Genomic DNA, 24,627 nt, shown 5'->3' with positions numbered 1-24,627 from the left:
TTTTGTCCGGAAATGGCTAACATTGCCTTACAACACCAATTGTAGACACATTCATGTTAACCACCCTACTCCTGGCCGCGCTGCTGGCTACCGGAACACCTGATAAAACAGACCTCAAGACCCCTTACGAAAAAGGAAACGGCAACCAAACCGCCACCTACGACGAGGCCATCGACTGGTATAGCAAACTGGACGCCGCCTACGACGAAGTGAAAATGGTGCCCTACGGCAGCACGGATTCCGGTCATCCGTTGCACCTGGTCATCATCTCCACCGACAAAGATTTCGACCCGGCTTCGATCAGGCAAAAGAACAAGCGCGTACTCCTGATCCAGAACGGTATTCACCCGGGTGAGCCCGAAGGTATAGACGCCACCATGCTGCTGGCCCGCGATTACCTGCAGGACAGGAAAAAGCGCAGGCAGCTCGACAATGTGGTGCTGGTCATTATACCTGTCTATAACATCGGCGGGACACTGAATCGCAACAGCCATACCCGCACCAACCAAAACGGGCCGGAAAGCTACGGCTTTCGGGGCAATGCCCGCAACCTCGACCTGAACCGTGATTACCTCAAAACCGATTCCAGAAACGCACAAACCTTTCACCAGATCTTCCGCGACTGGGATCCGGATGTGTTCATGGACAACCATACCTCCAACGGGGCCGACTACCAGCACGTGATGACGCTCATCGCCACGCAGCACAACAAACTCAACCCAACACTGGCTGGTTACCTGCAGGGCAAAATGCTGCCATCGCTTTATGAAGGCATGAAAAAGGACAAGTTCCCGATGGTGCCCTACATGAATACTATTGACGAGACGCCGGACAAAGGTATAGTAGGTTTCATGGAATCGCCCCGCTATGCCACCGGGTACACGACCCTCTACAACACCATCGGCTTTGTACCCGAAACACATATGCTCAAGCCTTTCGACCAGCGGGTAAAGTCCACCTACAAGCTGATGGAGCACATGATCAACACCGTGAGCCGCGATGCCAAAGAGATAGGAGAGCTGCGAGCTAATGCCAAGCAGCAAACACTGACGCAGAAAACCTTTGCGCTGGACTGGAAGCTGGATACAACTAAAGTCGATCAAATTCCTTTCTTGGGCTATGCTGCCAAATACAAACCCAGTGAGGTAAGCGGACTCGAGCGACTTTACTACGACCGCAAAGCGCCTTATTCCAAAATCATCAATTACTACAATACCTTTGCCCCTGCATTAACAGTGGAGAAGCCAGTGGCCTATATCATCCCACAGGCCTGGCGCGAAGTAATTGACCGCCTCAAGCTGAACAAAGTGGAAATGCGCCAACTTACCCGCGACACTACCCTCACGCTCGACACGTACTACATCACCGACTATAAAACAGGGCAGCGTCCTTATGAGGGCCATTATCTGCACTACAGCACCCAAGTGGAGACGCGCACCCTACCACGCCAATTCCGGAAAGGCGACTACGTGGTATACCTGAACCAGGAAGCAAACCGCTTTTTGGTAGAGGCTTTGGAGCCGCAGGCCGTGGACTCCTACTTCAACTGGAATTTCTTCGACAGCATCCTTATGCAGAAAGAGTACTTCTCCAGTTATGTTTTTGAAGACCTGGCTGCTGATATTCTGAAGCAAAACCCGGATTTGAGGAAGCGCCTGGAAGAGCGTAAGAAGCAGGACCCGGAATTCGCCAAGAACGCCCGCGCCCAGCTGGACTTCGTTTACAGAAACTCTCCGCACTATGAGCCAACCCACCAAATGTACCCGGTAGGGAGACTGATGCAGGATATGAAATTGCCGTTGTAGTAACTGAACTACCTCAAAAAGTGAAAGCCACCTGATGAAGGTGGCTTTTCTAATTGCTAAATTTCTATTTCCCCTACTAAGTAAGTTACTGCTTTTCCGGTTATTTTAACTCTATCACCAAGAAATTCGCATTTCAAACTGCCGCGCCTCTTAGATAACTGTTGCGCGCTAAGAACTTTCTTGCCTAGCTTTTCGCTCCACACAGGCGTTAGCGTTGTATGAGCCGATCCGGTTACAGGATCTTCGTCTATACCTGCCTGTGGGGCAAAAAAACGGGATACGAAATCGACTTCTATACCTGGAGCGGATACGATCACGCCTCTTCCACCAACGGTTGCCACCAGCCCCAAATCAGGTTGCATCGCCTCAATGTCTTGTTGAGCCGTGTAAAGTAACAGATAATCAGTTTTTCCTTTGAAAGCCTTTTCAGGTCTCTTTCCGAATGCCCTCACAAGCACTTCTGGCGTATCAACTTCTTCAAAAGTATCCGTCGGGAAGTCTAACGTGAGGCCATCGCTCCCTTTTGTAACCCTCAGCAAGCCACTACGGGTCGAGTAGAAATTGATAAGATTTGTGGGATAATTATAGTAGTGGAAAAGTACATGCGCAGCAGCCAGCGTAGCATGTCCACATAAATCAACCTCAACGGTCGGCGTAAACCACCTGATCTCAAAATTCTCAGCTGACTTTACCACAAATGCTGTTTCTGCCAGGTTATTTTCACCTGCGATCTGCTGCATCAGTGTATCACTTAGCCACTCGTCCAGTATACAAACAGCGGCAGGGTTGCCACCAAATACCTGTTCCGTGAAGGCATCTATCTGATACAGTTTTATTTTCATCAAGTCTTTATCTTTTCGTGTTGTCGGTTTGCCCAGTATCTTGTATGCTGGCCCTTTATAGCTTGAAAGTTAAGCAAAAAGGCGGAAGTTGTCCAAAGCAGATGCGCCACTGATAAAGCATTAAACAAGGTAAGTCAGCACACTATACCTGTTTAATTACATAATTGGATATTCCTGTAAGGCGAAACCGGCATAGAAGCCTATATTTGTATACACAAGCTTACTATTCACGTACAGTCCAGCGACTGAAACATACAACCATGCGAAATACCTCATACTTACTTTCACTGTTGGGATTAGCCCTGATCAGCTTCGAAAGCTGCACAGGCTCCAGTTCCAGCACCAGCACGACCGATGCCAATACCGTAGCCGAAGTTTCTGTCAAGGAAACAGCTTTAACAGACGCACAGCTAGCAAAAGCCCGCACCAATTACGCCAGCTATTGTTCTGGCTGCCACGGCGAGCAGATGGAAGCCTTCACCGACCGCAAATGGAAACACGGCAACTCCGCCGAAAACCTTTTTGCCGCCATCAAGCACGGTTACTCCGACGAAGGTATGCCAGGCTTTGACCAGACCTTCACCGATGACGAGATCACGGGCCTGGTTGCCTACATACAGGAAGGTATACAGAATGTGAAGCAGTACGATTTCAGTGAAGAGTCAAAGCGTACCGAAGTCTATACCTCCGAAACCCTCCGTTACCGCCTCGACACGGTGGCAACCGGCCTGCAGGTGCCTTGGGGAATGGCTTTCCTGCCCAACGGCGACATGCTGATCACCGACCGAAACGGCTCTTTCTATCGTCTACCCAAGGACACGAAGCAATTGCAGAAGATTGCCGGTACACCGGAAGTACTGGCTCAAGGCCAGGGCGGACTGCTGGACGTGGAGCTGCACCCGGACTTTGCCAAAAACAACACCATTTACCTCTCTTACTCTGCTTTCAAGCAGGAGGATAACCAGACACTCTCGACTACGGCCGTTATGCGTGCCAGGCTGGAAGGCAACAAACTAACAGATAAGAAAGTGATCTTTGAAGCCCAACCCTGGGCCAGAACCCGCCACCATTACGGGTCTCGCCTAGAGTTTGGCCGTGACGGCATGCTGTACATATCGGTAGGCGACCGTGGCCAGCACCACGAGAATGCCCAAACCATAGAACGCGCGCCAGGCAAGGTACACCGCATCCAAGACGACGGCGCTATACCTGCCGACAACCCGTTTGCCAATGAGAAGGGCGCAGTAGCCACAATCTATACCATCGGTAACCGCAACATCCAAGGTATGACCATACACCCAAAAACCGGCGCTATCTGGACCAACGAACACGGCCCACGAGGCGGTGACGAAGTGAACATTGCCGAGAAGGGTAAAAACTACGGTTGGCCGGTTATCTCCTACGGCATTAACTACAATGGCACCGTGCTCACGGAGCTGACCAAGAAAGAAGGGATGGAGCAACCGCTTTGGTACTGGGTGCCTTCCATCGCCCCATCCGGCATGGCCTTCGTGACGGGCAACCGCTACAAAGCCTGGGAAGGCGACCTGTTGGTGGGTTCCCTCCGCTTCCAGTTCCTGAGCAAACTCAAAATGGATGGCAACAAGATCGTGAGCGAAGAGAAGCTCCTCAAAAACATTGGTCGTGTGCGCGACGTGCGCATGGCACCGGATGGGTATATCTATGTAGCGGTGGAGAATCCCGGTATAATTTACAGGGTGGTGCCTGTGGAGTAATGATTGCTTTCACAGTATGATTGTCCCACCCCTACTTAAACAAAAAAAGGTCAGAGCCCACGTTGGAGCCTGACCTTTTTTCATTCATACCTATACCTTCCTACGATCCTACATTGGCACGGAACACGCGCATAAAATTCTCACCCAAAATCTTCTTCACATCTTCTTCGCTATACCCACGTGCGAGCAGCTCTTTGGTAATCAAGGGCATATCGGCTACGCTGTCGAGTTGCTGCGGGGTGGAGGTGATGCCGTCAAAATCTGACCCTAAGCCAACATAATCCGCTCCTACTAATTTCACGATATGGTCCAGGTGGTCGAGCAGCAATGAGAGTGGTGGACGCAACTCAGATGCCTCTTCCGGATAATTTTCCATAGCCCAGTCGTAAATCTGGATTGAGTTGTTGCCTGCTTTGCGCAATGCGTCTACTTCAGTCTTGTGTTTTTCCCGAAAGGCGTTCATCCGCTTGTCATAACCCGGATCCAGGAAACCTGAGAAGAAGTTCAGATGAATCACGCCACCGTTCTTGGCGATGGCCTTGATCTGATCGTCCTTCAGGTTGCGGAAGTGCGGGTTAAAATGATGTACGCAGCTGTGCGAGACTATCACCGGTTTGGTGGTGGTGGCCATGGCATCCCAGAAAGTGCGCTCTCCTACGTGGCTCAGGTCCACCATCATACCCAGTTCATTCATTTTGCGCACCACCTGCTTGCCAAACTTGTTCAGTCCCCGTTTCGACTTCCGCATTTTACCACCTGACTCATCCATGGCAGAACTGGCCCAGGAAGTAGAGTTGTTCCAGGTAAGCGTCATGTAGCTGGTACCGCGCTGGTGCAGTTCCTCCAGGTAGTTCAGGTTATCCTCGATCATGTGACCGCCTTCAAGCCCGATCATGGTGGCCAGTTTATTTTGCTGCACCGCCTTCATAATGTCGGCTGGCGTTTTGGCGATCATCATCTTGTCCGGGTTGCGCTCCACGATGGCGTAAAGCGAGTCAATCTGCAGATTGGCAAATTTAAAGCCTTTGCCTTTGCCATAGGTCTCGTCGCTCCACACCGAAAAAATCTGCACATCCACGCCACCTTCTTTGAAACGGGCCAGGTCGGAGTGCGTTTTGCCACGCAAATCATCTTCTAGCCGCAAGCCCTCCAATACCGAGATGAGCACATCGTTGTGTGTGTCTACCACGATGGCTTTCTGGTGCAGCTCCTTGTAATCCTGCGCCACTGCCGGCAAACTACCGATGGCAAGAGCCGTCGCGAGCAGGCTGCCGTATACCTTTTTGTAGTTCATAGAATAGATTTTAAATAAATATAGCCATTTGCGGCCACAATACCTACCTGACCAAAGCGCTGCCGCTAGGGTGCAACGGGTATAAGCACAAAGTAACCGATCTTGTCCGGATGATCCTGTATGAGGTCGGTGCTGTGTTGGTGGCGGAGCATCCAGAGGATGAGCAAATCGCCGGCAGCAGCCATCGAGAAGAACAAACCGAACAGGAAAAGCAGAAAATGCCCGGTCGCTATACCTGCCAGCGCCGGAAGAAAGCCCATCACCAGGCCCGGCATCATCCCGCCTATCGCATAGTGCTTGAGTGGCAGTACCTCTTTGCAATGGCAATAAGGTGTCAGCACTTTCCAGTAAACCCCGTATTGTATCGACTTGAGTCCGTTTTCGCAAAAAGCAGCCCAGGTGAGCCCATGCAGCAACTCATGCACCACAGCCCCCAGCACAAACACCCCCATCATGACAAGCGGCGAAAACATTAGCAGGGTGCGGTGGGTTTGTATCAGCTCCCTGAGATTTTCCGCTGAAAACTGCTCGGACCAGATAAACGCATAAGTAGTCACGTAAATGAGTACGATGGGCAGCATGAAAACGAGGGCCCGCACGTTGGCCTCAGCCGCTGTCATGCTGCGTTCTATCTTCCTGAATTTTTCGTTTCCTGGTAACATAGGTTTTTAAGTCGGATCAATTATAGCCCCCTTTTTCAATTCAACAGAAAAGATAACGTTATTTCTTACCTAAAGAAAAAAGACCGGAATCAAGTTGAAAAGCAATCTTTTGAAGTCGAACTTTACCCCCATGAATACAAAGCACATACTTTGCAAACTGGCAGTAGGCTTGAGCCTGGCGCTACTGACACAAACCATACAGGCACAGAGTAGCCGCATCAAGGATTTCAACAACAATGGCTGGTACATGTATTTTGGCGACCATAAGCTTCACAGCAAATGGGGACTGCACACCGAATTGCAGTGGCGCCGGCATAACCTCATCAAAGATCCGCAGCAACTGCTTATCCGGACAGGCATCAACTATGATCTCACCCCTGCTGCAATGTTCACGCTGGGTTACGGCTTCATCGAAACCCATCCTTACGGAGACTTTCCGGCGGCGGGCACCTTTCCGGAACATCGTATCTATGAACAGTTGCAACTTAAAAGCAACCTGGACCGGGTGGGGCTCATGCACCGCTACCGCCTCGAGCAGCGCTGGATAAAGCCTGCAGATGCAGACAGCTATACCTACCTCAACCGTGCCCGTTACATGATCAAAGCGACGCTCCCGCTTGTAGGTCCCACACTTGAGGCCAAAGAGCCATTTTTGGCTGTTTATGATGAGGTCTTTGTAGGTTTCGGAAACAATATTCAGCGTAACATCTTCGACCAGAACCGAGCCTATGCCGCATTGGGCTACAAGTTTAGCAATGCAGCCACGCTGGAACTCGGTTACCTCAACCAGATCGTGCAGAAAGCCAACGGGGTGGTTTTTGAGCACAACCATACCTTGCAGGTGAGTTTGTTCTACCACCTGAACTTCACAGAATAAAGCGAGTTTTATTGTTTGTATACCTAGGCAGCCCCGGCAAGCGACACGCTTTGCCGGGGCTGCTTTGTTTTGTCTTTTCTATATCAGAAAAAAGGTATATTTGTTAAAACTAACGCAGCTATGGCAACAGTCTTATACCTTGATGAGCTTTCCAAAAAGTACGGCAGCCTGCAGGCGCTGGACCGGCTGACCCTACAGGTAGAAGCCGGCAGCATTTACGGTTTGCTCGGCCCGAATGGAAGCGGCAAAACCACCACGCTCGGCATGGTACTGGACGTGATCCGGCCAAGCGGCGGGAGCTTTTTGTGGTTTGGAAAATCTATCAGCAAAGAGACCAAGCAGCGGGTCGGGGCCTTGCTCGAAACGCCGAACTTCTACCCTTACCTGACTGCCAAACGCAACCTGCAGGTGATCGCCGACGTCAAGCAGGCGGACCCAAAGAACATCAACAAAATGCTGGACCTGGTTGGCCTGGGCACACGGAGCCATACCACTTTCAAAGGTTTTTCGCTGGGGATGAAGCAGCGCCTGGCGCTGGCAGCCGCTATGCTCAACGACCCGGAAGTACTTGTGTTGGATGAACCCACCAACGGGCTTGATCCGCAAGGTATAGCCGAGGTACGCGACCTTATTCTGCGCATTGCCGGGCAGGGCAAAACCATTGTGCTGGCAAGTCACCTGCTGGATGAGGTAGAGAAGGTATGTACCCATGTGGCGGTGCTGCAATCCGGCAGGCTGAAGGCCAACGGGCCGGTTGGCAACATCCTCTCAGCTCAGGATCAGCTTCTGATCAGCGCCGAGAACCTGGCCCCTGTGCTGCAGCTGCTGGAGCGACTCCCCTACGTGGCGCAGTTTGGGCAGGAAAAAGAGGACATTACCCTCACTCTGACCGAAGGCTATACCAGCACCGACCTCAACCGCGATATGTTTGCGCAGGGCATTGTGCTGTCGCAGCTGCTGGTGCGCCGCAAAAGCCTGGAGGCGCAGTTCCTGGAAATCACTAAAGAAGAAGCTTAAGATGAACCTGCTACAAATCGAATTTCGGAAGATATTCCTATACCGCACTTTCTGGGTGATCCTGGGCATTTATGCGCTGCTGCTCCTGCTTTCGATCTATGTAAGCAAAAGCGTTTTGATCAGTGGTCAGACTGTCGGGGCCTCTATGTTTGAATTTCCCGGCCTGTGGGCACGGTTTTCCTTTATCGCCTACTTTTTCAATCTGCTGCTGGGTATACTTATTATCGTGCTCATCACCGACGAGTACAGCTTCCGGACCTTCCGCCAACAAGTCATCGACGGGCTTTCGCGGAAAGAACTGGTGCTTGCAAAATTTTGTGTGGCACTCGGCCTGGCTGTGTTCAGCACGGTTTTTCTGTTGGCGCTTGGGTTGATCTTCGGTCTCCTCTTCAGCAAAGACAAAAGCTTTAGTGCCGTCTTGGGGCAAATTGACCATTTGTCTTACTTCTTTGTGCAGTCAGTGGGCTACATGACGCTGGCCATGTTCTTTGCCTTTCTGGTCCGCAAAAGTGGTTTGGCGATCATAGCCTACCTTGCCTGGGCCAAACTAGTGGAGCCGATCATACACTATCAATTGGATGATAGCCTGGATAAGTACATGCCGATAAAGGTATTTGGCAGCCTGACACCTACGCCCGGCCAGGAAATCATCGACCAACTGACATCTCCTACGCAAGCGCTCTCGCCTGCCTGGGCCGTGCTGCCTGCTTTGGGGTATATCGGCCTGCTGTTGCTTGGCTCCTACCTGTTGCTCCGCTTCAGGGATTTGTAGGCCCTTCTAAAGCGAGTTGAAATAATTAACAATGGTAACCAGCTGATTGGGGTTGTTGTAGTCCAGTTTGTTGGACTTCGCAAACTGCTTTACCTGGTCCGACTTCTCCCCGAAAAGCTGGAGCAGGTCTCGCTTCTTTTTGCGCAGTGGCACGATTTCACCATTGGGTAACAGTGCGTAATAGGCTTCCTGTATACTTTCCGATGTGCCCCGCGTGTGGGGGTAAAGGGCTTCCTGATAAGGATCCCTGATCTGATTATCGGTGGGTTTGGCTACAACGCCGGTCTGTCTTTTGATCAGGACCAGCCTGCCGTCGTTCAGTTGTTCAAAGAAAACAGGCTTTTTAAAATCGGTGTCCTGCTTTCCCAGGTTCCAGAATATCGAGCGAAACAACTGTGGTTTGCCTGTGTAAATGTCGTTAACGACAAAATAACTCACATTGACTGGCGAGAACGAACTGATAGCCCCGTCATCTGACGAAACTTGCACCACTTCTTTGGCCGGATGATATACTACCTGCCCGCTCAGGCTCACACCGGTCGCCAGCACAACCTTTCCAAAATGCCACTCCTGTGTCTCGAAACTATCCCGGAATTGTCCATAAGTTAACAATGGCCAGCCAAGCAGAACCACAAGCACCAGTAAAAAACGACTATTAGTATCCAACTTCTTCATGGGCATAAAACTAAAAACATCACAACTACCTCATCTCACACACCCCCACTCAACTTACTGTTGCACAAATGTTTACATATAAATGATAACGCATTAGAATCACTTGGGTGTATGCGTTGTATGTTAAATTTTTAGAATTAATTTAAATAAAAGGGCACAAAAAAAACCCGTACCTCTTAGGCACGGGCTTATTCCTGTATCAGGATCAGGTATATGCAGGTATAAATCTATCGGACGGATGTGTTCTTCAGGATCTCATGACCCAGCTTGTCCCGCTTGGTTGTCAGGTAGCTTTGGTTATGCGGATTCGGCGCTATTTCGATGGCCACGTTTTCCACCACTTCCAAACCATAGCCAATCAGACCGCCGCGTTTCTTCGGGTTATTGGTGATCAGCCTCATCTTTTTCACACCGAGGTCGCGCAGAATTTGAGCCCCTACACCGTAGTCGCGGTCATCCATCCCGAAGCCGAGCTCCAGGTTCGCCTCCACAGTGTCGCGGCCCTGCTCTTGCAGCTTGTAGGCTTTCAGTTTATTGATCAGACCGATACCGCGTCCTTCCTGGTTCATGTAGACGATCACACCTTTTCCCTCACGCTCGATCATGCGCATGGCTTCGTGCAGTTGTGGACCGCAGTCGCAACGGCAGGAGCCGAAGATATCGCCGGTCACGCAGGAAGAGTGAACGCGCACCAATACGGGCTCCTCTTCGGCCCAGGTGCCTTTTACCAGGGCCAGATGCTTGGCATCGTTGCTGCGCTGCGTAAAGGCGTACAGGTCAAAGTCGCCAAAGTCAGTTGGAAGCTCCACGGCAATCTCCCGGTCAATCAGGCTTTCTTTTTTCAGGCGGTATTCCACCAGATCCTTGATCGAAATAAGCTTGAGGTTGAAGCGCTCAGCCACCTTGACCAGGTCAGGAAGGCGCGCCATGGTACCGTCTTCGTTCATGATCTCGATCAGAACGCCAGCCGGAGCCAGGCCTGCCAGGCGAGCCAGGTCAACGGATGCCTCGGTATGTCCCGGACGACGCAGTACGCCTTCTTTCTTGGCCTTCAACGGAAAAATGTGCCCCGGCTTGCCAAGAGAGTGCGGGTCTGTGTTAGGGTCTACCAGAGCCTGAATGGTCTTGGCGCGGTCAGAAGCGGATATACCAGTGGTACAGCCATGCCCGATCAGATCAACTGATACGGTGAACGGAGTGGCATGCAGCGCCGTGTTACGGCCTACCATCAGTTCCAGCCCCAGTTCATCGCAACGTTCCTCTGTCAGCGGGCAGCAAACAAGACCGCGACCATGCGTGGCCATGAAGTTGATGATCTCCGGCGTCACCATTTCGGCGGCGCAAATGAAATCGCCCTCATTCTCCCGGTCGTCGTCGTCTACCACAATAATGATCTTACCCTGGCGGATGTCTTCGATCGCGTCTTCTATTGAATCGAGCTTGATTGGCTCTAGTGAATTAGTTTCCATGTGTTACTTCCTATACCTGCCCTACCTAAGGTATAGCAGGCTGATTGTCTATACTATGAAATGCGCTGCAAAGGTAAAAAGTTTAATCTTACTTATTCACCACAATCCCCAATAAGTCACCGATCTGTTTTTCGAAGGATTTGAGGCTGAAGATGACCTGGAGTACACGGTCCTGCTCGGCGGGGTCTGTCACGAGACGTAGTTTCTCCATCTCGGCTTTCATAAGCAGCTGCACATTGCGCCACTTCAGGCGCAGCACGGCCCGTTCGGCTCCGTAAGGCAGTAGGTCAGACTCGTGGGGTACGTAAATCTGGTGTGTTTCCCAGTTTTGGCTCAGTTCATAGGGATCTGAAAGCAGGTTGGTGGCCTCCGTGCGTATTTCCTGGTCCGGGTAATTGATGAAATCCTCTGCCGTAGGTATAACTCCTTGGCTTAGCTTCTCTTTTACCACTTCCACCAGACGGGCATAGAGTGGCGTCCGGAATTCCACATCTTCCAGCTGCTCCAGCATATACTGGCAGGTATTCTGTCCGTCTACCAGCACGCGGTCTGGGTAATTGAGCAACATGCGCACAATCTCCCGCTCATACCGCTTCAGCCCATCAGCTTCGGTGGCTGGCCGGGCAGCTGCTTCTTCCTGCTCGTAGTACTCGGCTTCTGCAAAGTCTGCCGCACTGCCTGATCGTTGCTGCTGTTGCTGCTGGCGCTCCTGCAGGTGCATCTTGTTATACTCCGAAATGAGCAGTTGCTCATCGATGTCGAAGATCAGGCTACAACTCTGGAAGAATACCGTCCGCTTGATCGGGTCCGGAATTTTGGAAATAGACGTAACGATTTCCCGTATAGCTTCGGCCTTCTTCACTGGATTGCCCTTTGACTCTTCGGCGTACAGGCTGGTTTTGAAAGAGATAAAGTCTTGGGAATGCTCTTTTACATAGGCTTTGAATTTCTCATCGCCCACTTTATGGATGTATGAATCCGGATCTTCCCCCGTCGGGAAAGTCACCACATTCACATTGAGCCCGTTCTCCAGGATCAGGTCTATACCTCTGAGGGATGCTTTTATACCTGCCGCATCGCCATCGTACAGCACTGTAATGTTCTGGGTATAGCGAGCGATCAGCTTGATCTGCCCTTCGGTGAGCGAGGTGCCGGACGAGGACACCACATTCTCGATACCGCCCTGGTGCAGCGACAACACATCCAAGTAGCCCTCCACCATGTAGCACATATCCTGCATGCGAACGGCCTGCCGGGCCTGGTACATGCCGTAGAGCACATTGCTCTTGTGGTAGATTTCCGACTCCGGGGAATTGAGGTACTTGGGGCTCTTCTTGTCGTTGGATTTGAGCGTACGGGCACCAAAGCCAATTACGCGGCCCGAAATGTTATGGATCGGGAACATCACACGCCCCCGGAAACGGTCATACTTCTTACCGTCTTCCTTGACAATGGTCAGGCCTGTTGCCTCCAAGTACTGCTGCTTAAACCCTGCTTTGAGGGCGGCGTCCGTCAGGTCAGACCAAGCATCTAGGCTATACCCCAGCTCAAACTTACGGATGGTGTTATTTGTCAGGCCACGCTCTTTCAGATAGGATTGTCCTATACTCCCCTGCTCATGGGTCTGCAGTATTTGCTGGTAATGCTTATTGGCAAAATCCGAGACGATGTACAGACTGTCGCGCTCGCTCTGCTCCCGGGCATATTCTGGGTTAGGCTGCTCCTCAGGCACCTCAATGCCGTATTTCTTGGCCAGGTACTTAAGCGCCTCCGGAAAGCTGGTGCCTTCCACATCCATGATAAACTGAACTGAGTTACCTGCCTTACCGCAACCGAAGCACTTATAAATGCCCTTGGCCGGCGAAACCGAAAAGGACGGCGACTTTTCATGGTGGAAGGGGCAGTTTGCCCACATGTTCTGCCCCTTCTTCTTAAGCGACACAAAATCCCCCACTACCTCCGTGATATCGGCCTGGGCTAAAATCTGGTCAACTATTTCTTTTGGGATCAGGGACATGGGTATGCTGCTTGAGGGGATACAAAGATAAATTTAAATTGTTGAATGGCTATACTGTAGGCGGCGATTTCTGCGTCCCAATGCTCACACTCACGGGACGCGAGCGAGAGCAGTACTAAAATGTAATGAACCCCGAATTCATATCTACCACTTCCTAAATCATGTTTAAAGTTTTTTTGTTTGTATCTTTGTAAGGCTTCACAAAAGCAGATTATACTATGGCAATTTCAAAAGAAGATATACTCAAAGCCCTCAGTTATGTGGAGGAACCAGACCTGGGCAAGGACCTGGTGACGCTCAACATGATCGAGGACGTTCAGGTAGATGGTAAGAACATTAGCTTTACCGTTATCCTGACCACACCCGCCTGCCCCCTCAAAGACCTGATCCGTAACGCCTGTATCCGTGCCATCCATACTATGGTGGACAAAGACGCAGAAGTAACGGTAAACATGACATCCCGCGTGACTTCTGGACGCGCCGGCAACAACGAGGTACTGACTGGGGTGAAAAACATCATCGCCATCGCTTCGGGCAAAGGCGGCGTAGGCAAGTCTACCGTGACTAGTAACCTGGCCATCGCGCTGGCACAGTCCGGCGCTAAGGTTGGCCTGATCGATGCGGATATTTTCGGTCCGTCTATACCTACCATGTTCGGTGTGGAAGCTGAGCGACCGCATATGGTGCAGGGCGATCATGGCAAGAATTACATTATACCGGTTGAGAAGTATGGCGTCAAACTGATGTCGATTGGCTTCCTGACTCCTCCGGACCATGCCGTGATCTGGCGTGGCCCAATGGCCAGTTCGGCCCTGAAGCAGTTTATTTCGGATGTGGAGTGGGGTGAGTTGGACTACCTGCTGCTTGACCTCCCTCCGGGAACCTCTGACATTCACCTGACCATGGTGCAGGTGCTGCCAGTAACCGGTGCTGTGATTGTGACGACCCCACAGAAAGTAGCTATTGCGGACGCACAGAAGGGATTACAGATGTTCCGTCAGCCTCAGATCAATGTTCCTGTATTAGGCGTGGTTGAGAACATGGCTTATTTTACGCCAGCCGAGCTGCCTGAGAACAAATATTATATCTTCGGACAGGAAGGCGGCCAAAACCTCGCTAAGAAGTTTGATGTGCCGGTACTCGGCCAGGTACCGTTGGTGCAAGGTATACGCGAGTGCGGTGACGAGGGAACTCCTGTTGCGTTGCAGAACGATTCTCCTGCCTCCGGTGTTTTTAGAGAGTTGGCCCAAGCTGTTGCCCAGCAGGTATCTGTTCGTAACGCGACGTTGGCCAAAACACAACCTGTAGAAATTAAAAGCTAAGACAAATGGCAACCATAAACGTTGATAACGATTTTTTACTTCGCATAGAAGACGCCCTCGACCAAATCAGGCCATACCTGGAAGCTGACGGCGGCAACGTGAAAGTGCTGGAGGTAACGGATGAGATGGTGCTCAAGCTTGAGCTGCTCGGGGCCTGTGGTTCCTGCCCGATGTCTACCATGACGCTCAAGGCGGGCGTGGAGCAATCGGTACTCAAAGCCGTGCCTGAGATTAAATCCGTGGAAGCCGTAAATGTGACACCTATACCTTAGGCGGTATACCTTATTATATTTAGAAAAAGCAGGTGCTGATGTTCAGTACCTGCTTTTTTGTTTCCCATCCGCTTCAAAATCTATATCTTTGTTTATCAATCCTGATTCATTTGCACTATGATAAAAGCGAACGACCCCTTCCTGCATTCCTGGATAGAGATAGCGCCTGAGAGCGATTTCCCGATACAAAACCTACCCTTCGGCATTTTCACATCAGACACCAAAGACCCTCGTGTGGGTGTTGCTATTGGCGACTATGTACTCGACCTGTATGCCGTAGCGCAGTATAACCTGTTTGAACTGCTTGATATTGACCCAACTGTATTTCACCGCCCATACCTGAACGACTTTATTGCCCTAGGCAAACCAACCTGGCGGGCAGTGCGCAACCGGGTGTCGGAATTGCTCCGCAATGACAACGAGGAGATAAGCGGAAACAGCAAACTTATGCATGAATGCCTGGCGAAGCGCAATGAAGTAAGCATGCTGATGCCGGTGAAGGTGGGGAACTACACAGATTTTTACTCCAGCATTGAACATGCTACAAACGTGGGCACCATGTTCCGTGACCCGAAGAACGCCCTGTTACCGAACTGGAAACATATCCCGATCGGCTATCACGGACGTGCTTCTTCCATCTTGGTGTCTGGCACTGATGTTCGACGACCCAATGGCCAAACCAAAGCGCCGGATGCCGAAGCACCTACTTTTGGCCCATCCCGCCTGCTCGATTTTGAGTTGGAGGTAGCGTTTATTACAGGTCGCGAAACGAAGCTGGGTGACATGATCACTCCTAATGAAGCGGATGATTACATCTTTGGCCTGGTGCTGTTTAACGATTGGTCGGCACGCGACATGCAGACCTGGGAGTACGTACCCCTTGGGCCGTTCCTGGCAAAGAGCTTTGCTTCCTCCATCTCACCTTGGGTGGTAACCTTAGACGCCCTGGAGCCATTCCGTGTGAAAGGTCCGGTACAAGATCCCAAGCCACTTCCCTACCTGCAGTTCAGCGGCGAACATAACTACGATATTAATCTGGAAGTACTCATTCAGCCAGAAGATGGTGAGGAGAACAGTATCTGTCACTCCAACTTCAAGTACATGTACTGGAACATGAATCAGCAGTTGGCCCATCAAAGCAGCAACGGCTGTAATATCCAGGTTGGCGACATGTATGCCTCCGGCACGATCAGCGGCCCCGACAAGACCTCCTATGGCTCTATGCTCGAACTAACCTGGCGTGGCACACAGCCTATCAAGCTATCCGACGGTACCGAGCGCAAGTTCATCAACGACTACGACACCGTCATCATGCGCGGCTATGCAGAGAGACAAGGTATACGTATTGGGTTTGGTGAAGTAAAGGCGAAGGTTTTGCCGGCGTTGTAGGCGGTTTTCACTTCAAGTCCAACCACCCCTAACCCCTCCTTGTCTAAGGCGGGGAATTTTTGGGGCTCCACTGTTGTATGGTTACAGCCAACGATATAGATGATGCAACTGCACAACAGAGGATACTTGAAAGGAAAAAGGAAGGATTTGAGAAATCACTCAACTCCAGCGGAAGACGAGCTATGGAAATACTTAAGAGGAGGCCAGTTAAGTGGCCGCAAGTTTAGGCGTCAACACAGCGTTGGCAACTTCATTCTTGACTTCTACTGTTCTTCAGAAAAACTGGCTATTGAATTAGATGGGCAAGTACACCATAGTGCAATTGTCCACAACATGGACCATGAGCGTGATCAGGTTTTACAAGAGTTTGGCATTAAAGTACTTCGCTTCGAAAACAAAGATGTGTTCCAGAATATAGAAGCCTTGCTACAGGAAATCAGCAGTAGCTTCAGTAAGTAAAATCCCCCGCCTTAGACAAGGAGGGGTTAGGGGTGGTTGGACCCCGCTTGAACAAAAAAGGCCCCGATTACTCGGAGCCTTTTTTTGATTATCGCACAAGCCGCATTACTGCACCATCGAATCCAGTTCTTCGAAACGAGAGTTCTTGCTTTTGAACTCAGGTACGATGTGCTTCATCTTCTTTACAACATCAGTCTCATCGCCGTCTTTGTTGAGCGTGAGCAGTTCGTTGATATTGGAAACTACTTTGTTGTAGGTATACTCGCGCACTTTTGAGATCTTGATCTTGTCGTGATGGGTAGGAATCGTTAGCTCCTCCTGGTTCAGGAGTTCCTCGTAGAGCTTCTCGCCTGGACGAAGACCGGAGAATACGATCTCGATGTCATTTGATGTCAGGCCGGCGAGCTTGATCATTTTTTTGGCCAGATCCACGATCCTGACAGGCTGCCCCATATCAAAGATGAAGATTTCGCCTCCCATACCCATTGTGCCAGCCTCAAGCACCAACTGCACCGCTTCCGGTATCGTCATGAAATATCGGGTAATATCCGGGTGCGTCACTGTGATCGGGCCACCACGCTCGATCTGGGAGCGGAAACGTGGGATGACAGAGCCATTGGACCCCAGCACGTTGCCAAAACGCGTTGTGATAAACCTTGTTTGCTGCAACGCAGTGCCTTTCACATTATCACGTAGCTTTGTTTGGTCATTTAGGTTGTTCAGCGACTGGATGTAAATCTCCGCTATGCGCTTGGATGCCCCCATAATATTGGTTGGGTTCACAGCCTTGTCTGTTGAGATCATCACAAACTTTTCCACATCAAAGGTCATGGAAAGATCTGCCAGATTTTTGGTGCCCATCACGTTCGTCAGAATGGCTTCCGATGGATTGTTCTCCATCATCGGCACATGCTTGTAGGCGGCTGCGTGGTAAACCATCTGCGGGTTATACTCTTTGAATAGAGCATACATGCGATTGAAGTTCTGGATATCGGCAATGCACAACTTCAGGTTTGCCTCCGGGAACTGCTCCTCCATTTCCAGTTGCAACTCATGCAACGGCGATTCGGCCTGGTCACAGATAATGACAAGTTCTGGCTTATAAGACAGTACCTGACGCACAATTTCTGACCCAATAGACCCAGCACCACCTGTAATCAGGATACGCTTGCCTGCCAGGTCAGCCGATATTTTGTCATTTTCGATTACAATTGGCGGGCGCTGCAACAGGTCTTCAATGCGTAAGTCCTGAATCTGGCTCATACGTAGATGCCCTGACATCCACTGCTCGGTGGGCGGCACGGTCACTACTTTAATGCCGAGCTCCACACACTTCTCAATGGCGTTCTTACGCGCCTCGGATTTTAAGTCCTCGCTCAAAATCACGAGCTTATCAATGTGTAGTTTACTCTGTAATTTTTCGATGTCGTTGATGTGGTAGACCCGCTTTTGCTGGATGTTCTTATCGATCTTGTTCGGGTTATCATCCACAAAACCAGCAATTGTAAAGCGGCCTGCCGTACTAACCTCCAGCGCCTGCTTCACCAGAATGGCAAAGCTGTTGGCCCCATAAATCAATACCGTCTCTTTATCGCCTGTGGTACCACGCTTGATGAAATAAAACAGGGCTTTGGCCCCGATGCGCATCATCACCAGCACAGAGGAGCAGATGAAAAAATTGACCAGCAGGACAACGTAAATGTTAACAGAGTGAATCCGGAACTCAGGCTCTACCCAAAATCCCACGATAGCGGCATAGGCCAGACTAGAGATAAGCACGGCGGTAAAGATCCGGTAAATGTCATCGGTGCTGGAGTACCTGATCAATCCGGTATGGATGCGCATCAGGTAAAATACTGTTACCGAGACAAGAAAGTAGACCCCGACATAAACAAAGAAGTGCCCGCGCAGGATATTTTCGAAATCGAACTGCCTTATAATGAAAAAGGATAAAGCAAAAGACCAGGTCGTAATCACCTGATCTATAATCAGGATGATCCATTTTGGCAATGCCTTATTCTGTAGAAATGTTTTCATATAACTGTTTTGGGTCAGGTTTGTAAGCGGGCAGGTAAAGACGCTTGTTGATAGCCTAGGCCCTAATTACGGCCTCTTCCAGGCATTCGTTTTAGTTTAATTTAATATGTTATTTATCCATCCAAAGGATTTTAAAACTGTTTACCGTGTTTCTTTTTTACGAAAGCCCTACACTAAATTTTAAATAACATTAACAACCCCCAAAAATCAGTTCGCTTTGATTTAGAGTCAATTGCTAGCCCAAAATTAATTATAAAAATCCTAAAATACAGCATTTTATATTTAATATAGAAGAATTATCAATTGAAGCATAGCCTTTTAGCTCAGATCAGAAATTTTGCACTGATTCCAATCAGTTAACTTCTCTCGCTTCTATGAAGTGCTTGCCACTCCAAAGTAATTCAATGCCAATAATTGGAACTAGCCTAGACCGTTACTTCCTTAAAACAAGCTTTTATCTTAGTTGCTACCCGCGCACGTTCCTCGTCCGTCATGTTGGATCCGGATGGCAGGCAGAGGCCCTTCTCGAAGAGCCGCTCGCTAGTTCCATCGCCATAAAAAGGAGCGTTGGCGAACACTGGCTGCAGGTGCATAGGCTTCCAAAGCGGACGCGACTCAATGTTCTCTTCTTTCAGCGCCAGGCGGATGTCCTCCCGGCTCACACCTTTTGTATCATCAACTAACACAGTGCTCAACCAGCGATTAGAATAATATTCTAGACTTGGCTCATCCGGAAACTGTATGGCAGGCAATTTGGCAAAGGCTTCTTTGTAGAAAGTATAGTTGGCACGGCGCTGCTGCACACGATCCGGCAACACATCCATTTGTCCGCGGCCAATGGCGGCGCAGATATTACTCATGCGGTAATTATAGCCAATGTGCGAGTGCTGGTAGTGAGGCGCCGCATCGCGGGCCTGTGTGGCCAGAAAACGGGCCTGTTTAATATATGCCTCGTTATTCGACACCAATGCACCGCCACCCGAAGTGGTGATAATCTTGTTGCCGTTAAAAGACAAAATACTCATCGCCCCAAAGGTACCCAGCCTGCGACCTTTGTAAGAAGAGCCCAGCGCCTCCGCTGCATCTTCTACTACCGGTATATCAAAGCGGTTCGCAATCTCCATGATGCGATCCATTTCAGCTGGCATACCATAGAGGTGCACCACGATGATGGCTTTGGGCTTTTTGCCTTTGCGCAACCTATCCTGTATAGCCGTCTCCAGCAGATCGGGCGACATATTCCAGGTGCGATTCTCACTATCCACAAAAACAGGTATAGCTCCCTGGTAGGCAATAGGGTTGGCTGAAGCCGAGAAGGTCATGCTCTGGCAAATCACCTCATCCCCGGCCTGCACGCCCAGCATAATTAGGGCCAGGTGCAGAGCGGCTGTACCCGAGCTTAGGGCAGCGACATGCACGCCTTCCCCCAGGAAGTCGGCCAGGTCTTTTTCAAAGCCATCCACGTGCGGACCAAGCGGTGCGATCCAGTTCGTATCGAAGGCTTCCTTGATGTTATTGAACTCATTTGTCCCCATATGTGGGGAAGAGAGCCAGATCTTTGTTTTCATATTCTGCTTTTATTCAAATAGTAGTCAAGGCAAACTTGAGGGTAATTTTCACTCTTCATTTTATCAATAACAGGATTTATATCATACACTAATGACTCCAGCTTAACCTCCGAAGAAACTGTATCATAAATAATGTAATTGATCAAATTAATGAATTTTCTATTTTGACCGACGCTTCCTGTGTTTATTATTTGTTTGCCTGAATTAGTTACACCGGAAAACTGGTGATGAGAGTGACCTATAATATAATTACCCTCAATATTAAGCTCTTCTAAGTCTGTATCTGGAAAGACGTACTGATTATTTACTGTGTGCTGAACTTCGAAGTCACCTACTTTTATATTGTCCCTATAAGTCAAAATAAGTTTTTGTTGGTTAAATGAGGCATAGCAGTGGTTAAAAAAAGCCTGTGCTATTTTATTTTCACCTGGATAACTCCCTTCTATGAAATAAGATTCATGATTACCAAGTAAGCACATGCATTGAATACTTTGTAAAAGCTCTACACACTCATTACTCCAAGGGCCATAGTTTACAACATCCCCATGGCTCACCATCAAGTCTACCTCTGGACTGACATGCTGCAGCATTTTCTCGAGCGCAACAAGATTTCCATGTACATCACCAAATATCAGTACCCGCATACGTTCGTAGCCCCATTACAGCATACTTTTTACTTTCTCGGCGAAAGATTTAGTACTTATGCCTGAACCCTCTAAATATTTTTCCAAAAGGCTAGTATCGACTTTTGCTCTAGAAGAAACATTCTCATTATCGATATTAGTGATTAGGTCACTGGAGTTTCCAGTGAATTGGTAAATTTTTTCGGCCAATTCCAGAAGCGAAACTTCTTCACCTGAAGCTAAATTTAATATCCGATCTGGCCAAGCCTCCATTTTAGAAACGTGATATAGAGCTTTAACTGCGTCATAAACATGTAAAAAATCAAAACTGACATTATTGCCATTTGTCAACTGTAGGGCTTCATGAGACCTTGCTTGCTGGATTAGTTTCTGGAGAATTCCTCCCTCTTTCATACCTGGACCATAAAGGGCTGATATGCGCATGTGCAATAACTCCAAGCTATGTGCTTCTGCAATCGAACTCATAATTAACTCCTGCGACAACTTTGATGCACTGTACCCTACATGGCTTCCTTTCGGATAGGTCTTTTCTACCTCTGTTAATGGAACAGGCCAAGGTTTATTTACAACAACCAGTGTGGAGCAATTAATAATTCTTCGAATCCCTTTAGATGCAGCCCAGTTCATAATGTTTGCCCCCCCTATCGTGTTGGTTTCAAACAAAGTTCTAAGATAATTAGGGTCATCAAAACGTTTGGAGACATCTGGCAAGGCTGATGCACAGTTTATAATAATGTCAGGTAATACAACTATGCTATCGAATTGCTCCGGCTTTGTAATGTCAACAGGTATAAACCCTTTGTCAGCATTACGTGCCACCTCATACACTACTTCTCCAGACTCTTTTAGAAACTGAACCATGGTACTGCCAAGAAAGCCACCGGCTCCGAATATCAAATACTTCATTAAGGCTTAGCTTTAAATGGATAATACTGGCTTTTATAATCTTCCAGTACTCCTTTTTCTTTTAACTCGTCTAGCTGAGATGGTTCCACAAAGATATCAGACCAAGTTCTGAATACAGCTCCATTCCTAAGATTAGGCTGCTTCATCTCTTCTACTTTAAACAAATGATTCAGGAGAGCCTCAACCTCATTAAACCCAAACATGTAACGCAGAGGCGTGGTACCGCTGAACCTACCATTTATTTCAAATACTATAGGTTGTCCGTCCTTTATCCTGTACTGGAAATTGGCAGGTCCATCCACCCCTAAGCGTTCGGCTATGCTAGCGATAACTGCGTCATAAGTATTTTTACCATCTCTGTAGGCTCTATAAGTGTTCCCGTCACGCAAGTCTCTCTTAAGCGACACTATAGCTAGACACTTACCATCTACTACCATACAGCCCGTGGTAAACTCACCTTCTTGTTCTCCAATCATTTCTTGAACTACAAGATTGTTAGGATAAGAACAGACCTCCTGCAGGTCATCGTCATTTTCGATAATTTTGATGCCTTTGGAGCGAGCACCATCAACGGGCTTAGCTATGAAGGGGAAAGGACGACTTTCACGCAGTTCTTTTATAGCCTCTTTATCTGTAGTAAGAGCTGATAAAGGGTAAGGAAAGCCATTCACTTTAAGAAACTGAGCCGTTAACCATTTGTTATTGGCAATGTTAATTACATCGAGGCTAGAAACAATAACTTTTACTCCATGCTGCTGCTCTAGTTGCTCTTTATATTTGGCAAAGATTGGCAATTCTACATCTGTACCAATTAGTACGACATCTATTTGCCCATCCTTTATTAACCCTTCAATAAAGTTTAAAAACTTAGGATCACTTGCCATCGGAATAGTATAGGCTTTATTTCCTAGACTGTGACCTTGGGCTCTGTAGTCAGGGTCAGCTGTTACTATATAGTATTCGTTTGATGAAACGTTGAGGCAGCGTAATATTCCCTGGCCAAGTAATGCGCCAGCACCTGTTACAAGTATTCTTTTCATTTAAATATTGTTTTTCCTTTGCCGAACATATTCTGTAAAAGTAGGCATAGTGACATGTCCCTCTGCAGTTATACCTTCCGACTTTAACACTTTAATAATTGTTAAGCCAATAATCTTAATGTCCAAAGCAAAGGACATATTGTCTACGTACCAAACGTCGTACTTAAATTTTTCATCCCAGCTAATGGCATTGCGTCCATTTACCTGCGCCCAACCAGTAATACCCGGCCTGACTTCATGACGCCTTTGCTGCTCTTTGCTGTAATGTGGCAGGTACTCAACTAGCAAGGGGCGTGGGCCTATCAATGACATTTCTCCTTTTAATACATTCAGTAATTGTGGAACTTCATCCAGAGAGGTCTTACGAACAAACTTACCAACGGGAGTCAGACGCACATCATCCGGTAGTAACTTGCCATGGGCATCCTTCAGGTCATTCATGGTTTTATATTTGATTACCCTAAAGATTTTGCCATTTTTGCCCGGACGGGGTTGAAGAAAAAAAGGCTTCCCTTGATTAGCAATGTAAAGCAGTGCCGTCACTACTACGAAAACCGGTAGCAGTATAACAAAAGCAACTAAGCTTACTATAAAATCAATGATGCGTTTAAGATAATTTCGATATAGCGAATTCATGCTCCTTCAGATGTTCCTGATATTCTTGATACAACAACTCCCAAAAATGGCCTTGATCATAACGCTCCACAATCATGCGACGAGCATTCGACTTTAAATGCTCATACAGTGTTTCTTCTCTGAGGAACCTTTCCATGGCCTCCTGTAACTTCCGAGCATTTTTAGGAGGTATAATTAATCCATTCTCACCTTCTACAATAATCTCGTTACAGCCATTTATGTTTGTTACTATACATGGCAGTTCAAAGCAGCCTGCTTGCATAGGAACATTGGGAAATCCTTCTCGGTAAGATGGAAAGGCTAATGCATGACTTAATGCAAGGTATGGGCGCACTTCATTTTGGTAACCTACCGATAGTATTGCAGGGTTATGTTCTATTTCTTGAATAATTTCTGCACTTAATGGATCCAGATGCTGCTCTAGAGAGCCTACTAGTAAAAGTTTTAAATGCTTGTACTTGCCACATAAGGATTTAAAAGCAGTGACTAATTCCTGAATTCCTTTATCTTTAACAAGCCGGCCAATAAAGACAAATACAAAATCTTCAGGTTTAATAGCAAGCTCCTGCTTCAGCTGATGCAATTTAGAAACATCAAGAGCATCCAAACTGAAAAAATGTGTGTTTATACCATTGCTGCTACCATTACCAATAACCTTCACTTTCTCCTGTCCGCAAAAACTGCTGTTCAGAATATATTCTTTTAATATTGTAGAGTTTGGGTAGATCTTAGTAGCACAGGCATATGTGATTTTCTCGACGACATTCAATATATGGCGCTTTAATCCTGCTTCTTCCATCAAGGGTAGCCCTGCCACTGTATGCAATCGTATAGGTACTCCAGCAAGAGCTCCACCCAACATACCTATTACACCAGCCTTGGGAGTATGGGAATGGACAATGGTCGGTTTATATTTCTTGCATACCTTATAGAATTGCCATAATGCTTTCAGGTCCTGCACTGGGGTAATTTTCCGAGTAAGGTTGATTTCAATTAGAGGAGACTCCTGCTCAATTTTAACAGTCTCGGATTCGGGCCCAGCTGCAGAAACCATCACCGGCTCAAACCCCCTAGACCGCATATAAGGCAGCTGTCCTCTAATTAAATTTTTAAGGGAAATCGGCACTGTAGCGATTCTAACTAAAACTTTGCCCATCCCTAAATTATCCTTTAACCAAAAAATCAATA

At 48.5% G+C, this 24,627-nt stretch carries 22 protein-coding genes; 9 read left to right on the top strand and 13 right to left on the bottom strand.

The genetic code is table 11. The features are described from left to right. Nucleotides 1-53 precede the first annotated feature (53 nt). Nucleotides 54-1,805, top strand: a complete 1,752-nt coding sequence (locus H9Q13_RS07360; protein WP_191183115.1) for a M14 family metallopeptidase — start codon at nt 54-56, stop codon at nt 1,803-1,805. A 56-nt stretch (nt 1,806-1,861) separates the two neighbouring features. Here the strand turns inward: H9Q13_RS07360 and H9Q13_RS07355 are convergent, their stop codons facing one another. Next, nucleotides 1,862-2,647 carry a PhzF family phenazine biosynthesis protein gene (locus H9Q13_RS07355; RefSeq protein WP_191183114.1) on the bottom strand — a complete coding sequence of 262 codons (786 nt, stop codon included), beginning with the start codon at nt 2,645-2,647 and terminating at the stop codon, nt 1,862-1,864. Nucleotides 2,648-2,907: 260 nt separating this feature from the next. On the opposite strand from H9Q13_RS07355, the gene H9Q13_RS07350 reads away from it, so the two are divergent. Beyond that, nucleotides 2,908-4,383, top strand: coding sequence for a PQQ-dependent sugar dehydrogenase (locus H9Q13_RS07350; protein ID WP_191183113.1), 1,476 nt, complete (start codon nt 2,908-2,910; stop codon nt 4,381-4,383). A 100-nt stretch (nt 4,384-4,483) separates the two neighbouring features. Here the strand turns inward: H9Q13_RS07350 and H9Q13_RS07345 are convergent, their stop codons facing one another. Together H9Q13_RS07345 and H9Q13_RS07340 are read right to left on the bottom strand one after the other, a co-directional pair. Continuing rightward, complete coding sequence (locus H9Q13_RS07345; RefSeq protein ID WP_191183112.1) at nt 4,484-5,677, bottom strand: dipeptidase; 1,194 nt, start codon at nt 5,675-5,677, stop codon at nt 4,484-4,486. A 65-nt stretch (nt 5,678-5,742) separates the two neighbouring features. Next, nucleotides 5,743-6,339 carry a DUF3267 domain-containing protein gene (locus H9Q13_RS07340; RefSeq protein WP_191183111.1) on the bottom strand — a complete coding sequence of 199 codons (597 nt, stop codon included), beginning with the start codon at nt 6,337-6,339 and terminating at the stop codon, nt 5,743-5,745. A gap of 130 nt (nt 6,340-6,469) precedes the next feature. On the opposite strand from H9Q13_RS07340, the gene H9Q13_RS07335 reads away from it, so the two are divergent. The 3 genes from H9Q13_RS07335 to H9Q13_RS07325 all read left to right on the top strand — a co-directional run bounded on the left by H9Q13_RS07335 (nt 6,470) and on the right by H9Q13_RS07325 (nt 9,005). Beyond that, complete coding sequence (locus H9Q13_RS07335; protein ID WP_191183110.1) at nt 6,470-7,216, top strand: DUF2490 domain-containing protein; 747 nt, start codon at nt 6,470-6,472, stop codon at nt 7,214-7,216. Between the two features lie 120 nt (nt 7,217-7,336). After that, nucleotides 7,337-8,233, top strand: a complete 897-nt coding sequence (locus H9Q13_RS07330) for an ABC transporter ATP-binding protein (protein ID WP_191183109.1) — start codon at nt 7,337-7,339, stop codon at nt 8,231-8,233. A 1-nt stretch (nt 8,234) separates the two neighbouring features. Beyond that, nucleotides 8,235-9,005: an ABC transporter permease gene (locus H9Q13_RS07325; RefSeq protein ID WP_191183108.1), complete on the top strand. Its 771-nt coding sequence runs from the start codon at nt 8,235-8,237 to the stop codon at nt 9,003-9,005. 6 nt (nt 9,006-9,011) lie between these two features. Here H9Q13_RS07325 and H9Q13_RS07320 read toward each other — a convergent pair whose 3' ends face one another. The 3 genes from H9Q13_RS07320 to dnaG form a co-directional block, all read right to left on the bottom strand. Further along, the gene (locus H9Q13_RS07320) at nt 9,012-9,680 is read right to left on the bottom strand and encodes a hypothetical protein (RefSeq protein ID WP_191183107.1); all 669 of its coding nucleotides are present in this window, start codon (nt 9,678-9,680) and stop codon (nt 9,012-9,014) included. Between the two features lie 227 nt (nt 9,681-9,907). Beyond that, nucleotides 9,908-11,149, bottom strand: a complete 1,242-nt coding sequence (locus H9Q13_RS07315) for a bifunctional 3,4-dihydroxy-2-butanone-4-phosphate synthase/GTP cyclohydrolase II (RefSeq protein WP_191183106.1) — start codon at nt 11,147-11,149, stop codon at nt 9,908-9,910. 88 nt (nt 11,150-11,237) lie between these two features. Continuing rightward, a complete protein-coding gene (gene dnaG, locus H9Q13_RS07310) occupies nt 11,238-13,166 on the bottom strand; it encodes a DNA primase (protein WP_191183105.1) in 1,929 nt (642 codons plus the stop codon). A 218-nt stretch (nt 13,167-13,384) separates the two neighbouring features. Here dnaG and H9Q13_RS07305 point away from each other — a divergent pair, with 218 nt between their 5' ends. From H9Q13_RS07305 to H9Q13_RS07290, 4 genes are all read left to right on the top strand, one after another. After that, nucleotides 13,385-14,488 carry an Mrp/NBP35 family ATP-binding protein gene (locus tag H9Q13_RS07305; RefSeq protein ID WP_191183104.1) on the top strand — a complete coding sequence of 368 codons (1,104 nt, stop codon included), beginning with the start codon at nt 13,385-13,387 and terminating at the stop codon, nt 14,486-14,488. Between the two features lie 5 nt (nt 14,489-14,493). Next, nucleotides 14,494-14,760: a NifU family protein gene (locus tag H9Q13_RS07300; protein ID WP_191183103.1), complete on the top strand. Its 267-nt coding sequence runs from the start codon at nt 14,494-14,496 to the stop codon at nt 14,758-14,760. 117 nt (nt 14,761-14,877) lie between these two features. Next, the gene (gene fahA / locus H9Q13_RS07295) at nt 14,878-16,149 is read left to right on the top strand and encodes a fumarylacetoacetase (RefSeq protein WP_191183102.1); all 1,272 of its coding nucleotides are present in this window, start codon (nt 14,878-14,880) and stop codon (nt 16,147-16,149) included. Between the two features lie 99 nt (nt 16,150-16,248). Then, entirely contained in the window at nt 16,249-16,608 is a 360-nt protein-coding gene (locus H9Q13_RS07290) for an endonuclease domain-containing protein (protein WP_191183101.1), read from the top strand. 105 nt (nt 16,609-16,713) lie between these two features. Here H9Q13_RS07290 and H9Q13_RS07285 read toward each other — a convergent pair whose 3' ends face one another. The 7 genes from H9Q13_RS07285 to H9Q13_RS07255 all read right to left on the bottom strand — a co-directional run bounded on the left by H9Q13_RS07285 (nt 16,714) and on the right by H9Q13_RS07255 (nt 24,595). Beyond that, entirely contained in the window at nt 16,714-18,645 is a 1,932-nt protein-coding gene (locus tag H9Q13_RS07285; protein WP_191183100.1) for a polysaccharide biosynthesis protein, read from the bottom strand. A 425-nt stretch (nt 18,646-19,070) separates the two neighbouring features. After that, a complete protein-coding gene (locus tag H9Q13_RS07280; protein ID WP_191183099.1) occupies nt 19,071-20,213 on the bottom strand; it encodes a DegT/DnrJ/EryC1/StrS family aminotransferase in 1,143 nt (380 codons plus the stop codon). Further along, complete coding sequence (locus tag H9Q13_RS07275) at nt 20,210-20,857, bottom strand: metallophosphoesterase family protein (RefSeq protein WP_191183098.1); 648 nt, start codon at nt 20,855-20,857, stop codon at nt 20,210-20,212. The genes H9Q13_RS07280 and H9Q13_RS07275 overlap by 4 nt, the downstream gene beginning before the upstream one ends. A 15-nt stretch (nt 20,858-20,872) precedes the next feature. Continuing rightward, nucleotides 20,873-21,763 (bottom strand): NAD-dependent epimerase/dehydratase family protein, encoded by an 891-nt coding sequence (locus H9Q13_RS07270; RefSeq protein ID WP_191183097.1) that lies wholly within the window; start codon nt 21,761-21,763, stop codon nt 20,873-20,875. After that, a complete protein-coding gene (locus H9Q13_RS07265) occupies nt 21,763-22,803 on the bottom strand; it encodes an ATP-grasp domain-containing protein (RefSeq protein ID WP_191183096.1) in 1,041 nt (346 codons plus the stop codon). The genes H9Q13_RS07270 and H9Q13_RS07265 overlap by 1 nt, the downstream gene beginning before the upstream one ends. Next, complete coding sequence (locus H9Q13_RS07260) at nt 22,804-23,439, bottom strand: sugar transferase (RefSeq protein ID WP_191183095.1); 636 nt, start codon at nt 23,437-23,439, stop codon at nt 22,804-22,806. It lies immediately after the preceding gene. Continuing rightward, entirely contained in the window at nt 23,411-24,595 is a 1,185-nt protein-coding gene (locus H9Q13_RS07255; RefSeq protein WP_191183357.1) for a glycosyltransferase family 4 protein, read from the bottom strand. The genes H9Q13_RS07260 and H9Q13_RS07255 overlap by 29 nt, the downstream gene beginning before the upstream one ends. Nucleotides 24,596-24,627 lie beyond the last annotated feature (32 nt).

This window comes from Pontibacter aquaedesilientis (assembly GCF_014773225.1).
GTDB classification, from domain to species: domain Bacteria; phylum Bacteroidota; class Bacteroidia; order Cytophagales; family Hymenobacteraceae; genus Pontibacter; species Pontibacter aquaedesilientis.
The sequence above is the reverse complement of the archived record's forward strand: the minus strand, read 5'-3'. Positions and strand labels throughout refer to the sequence as shown.

Excerpts from the sequence above, each read along its gene's own strand:
- H9Q13_RS07350 (WP_191183113.1), top strand. The coding sequence starts at position 2,908 with ATGCGAAATACCTCATACTTACTTTCACTGTTGGGATTAGCCCTGATC.
- H9Q13_RS07275 (WP_191183098.1), bottom strand. The coding sequence starts at position 20,857 with ATGCGGGTACTGATATTTGGTGATGTACATGGAAATCTTGTTGCGCTC.
- dnaG (WP_191183105.1), bottom strand. The coding sequence starts at position 13,166 with ATGTCCCTGATCCCAAAAGAAATAGTTGACCAGATTTTAGCCCAGGCC.
- H9Q13_RS07355 (WP_191183114.1), bottom strand. The coding sequence starts at position 2,647 with ATGAAAATAAAACTGTATCAGATAGATGCCTTCACGGAACAGGTATTT.
- fahA (WP_191183102.1), top strand. The coding sequence starts at position 14,878 with ATGATAAAAGCGAACGACCCCTTCCTGCATTCCTGGATAGAGATAGCG.
- H9Q13_RS07345 (WP_191183112.1), bottom strand. The coding sequence starts at position 5,677 with ATGAACTACAAAAAGGTATACGGCAGCCTGCTCGCGACGGCTCTTGCC.
- H9Q13_RS07265 (WP_191183096.1), bottom strand. The coding sequence starts at position 22,803 with ATGAAAAGAATACTTGTAACAGGTGCTGGCGCATTACTTGGCCAGGGA.
- H9Q13_RS07280 (WP_191183099.1), bottom strand. The coding sequence starts at position 20,213 with ATGAAAACAAAGATCTGGCTCTCTTCCCCACATATGGGGACAAATGAG.
- H9Q13_RS07335 (WP_191183110.1), top strand. The coding sequence starts at position 6,470 with ATGAATACAAAGCACATACTTTGCAAACTGGCAGTAGGCTTGAGCCTG.
- H9Q13_RS07255 (WP_191183357.1), bottom strand. The coding sequence starts at position 24,595 with ATGGGCAAAGTTTTAGTTAGAATCGCTACAGTGCCGATTTCCCTTAAA.
- H9Q13_RS07320 (WP_191183107.1), bottom strand. The coding sequence starts at position 9,680 with ATGAAGAAGTTGGATACTAATAGTCGTTTTTTACTGGTGCTTGTGGTT.
- H9Q13_RS07300 (WP_191183103.1), top strand. The coding sequence starts at position 14,494 with ATGGCAACCATAAACGTTGATAACGATTTTTTACTTCGCATAGAAGAC.
- H9Q13_RS07340 (WP_191183111.1), bottom strand. The coding sequence starts at position 6,339 with ATGTTACCAGGAAACGAAAAATTCAGGAAGATAGAACGCAGCATGACA.
- H9Q13_RS07270 (WP_191183097.1), bottom strand. The coding sequence starts at position 21,763 with ATGAAGTATTTGATATTCGGAGCCGGTGGCTTTCTTGGCAGTACCATG.
- H9Q13_RS07290 (WP_191183101.1), top strand. The coding sequence starts at position 16,249 with ATGATGCAACTGCACAACAGAGGATACTTGAAAGGAAAAAGGAAGGAT.
- H9Q13_RS07315 (WP_191183106.1), bottom strand. The coding sequence starts at position 11,149 with ATGGAAACTAATTCACTAGAGCCAATCAAGCTCGATTCAATAGAAGAC.
- H9Q13_RS07360 (WP_191183115.1), top strand. The coding sequence starts at position 54 with ATGTTAACCACCCTACTCCTGGCCGCGCTGCTGGCTACCGGAACACCT.
- H9Q13_RS07325 (WP_191183108.1), top strand. The coding sequence starts at position 8,235 with ATGAACCTGCTACAAATCGAATTTCGGAAGATATTCCTATACCGCACT.
- H9Q13_RS07305 (WP_191183104.1), top strand. The coding sequence starts at position 13,385 with ATGGCAATTTCAAAAGAAGATATACTCAAAGCCCTCAGTTATGTGGAG.
- H9Q13_RS07260 (WP_191183095.1), bottom strand. The coding sequence starts at position 23,439 with ATGAATTCGCTATATCGAAATTATCTTAAACGCATCATTGATTTTATA.
- H9Q13_RS07285 (WP_191183100.1), bottom strand. The coding sequence starts at position 18,645 with ATGAAAACATTTCTACAGAATAAGGCATTGCCAAAATGGATCATCCTG.
- H9Q13_RS07330 (WP_191183109.1), top strand. The coding sequence starts at position 7,337 with ATGGCAACAGTCTTATACCTTGATGAGCTTTCCAAAAAGTACGGCAGC.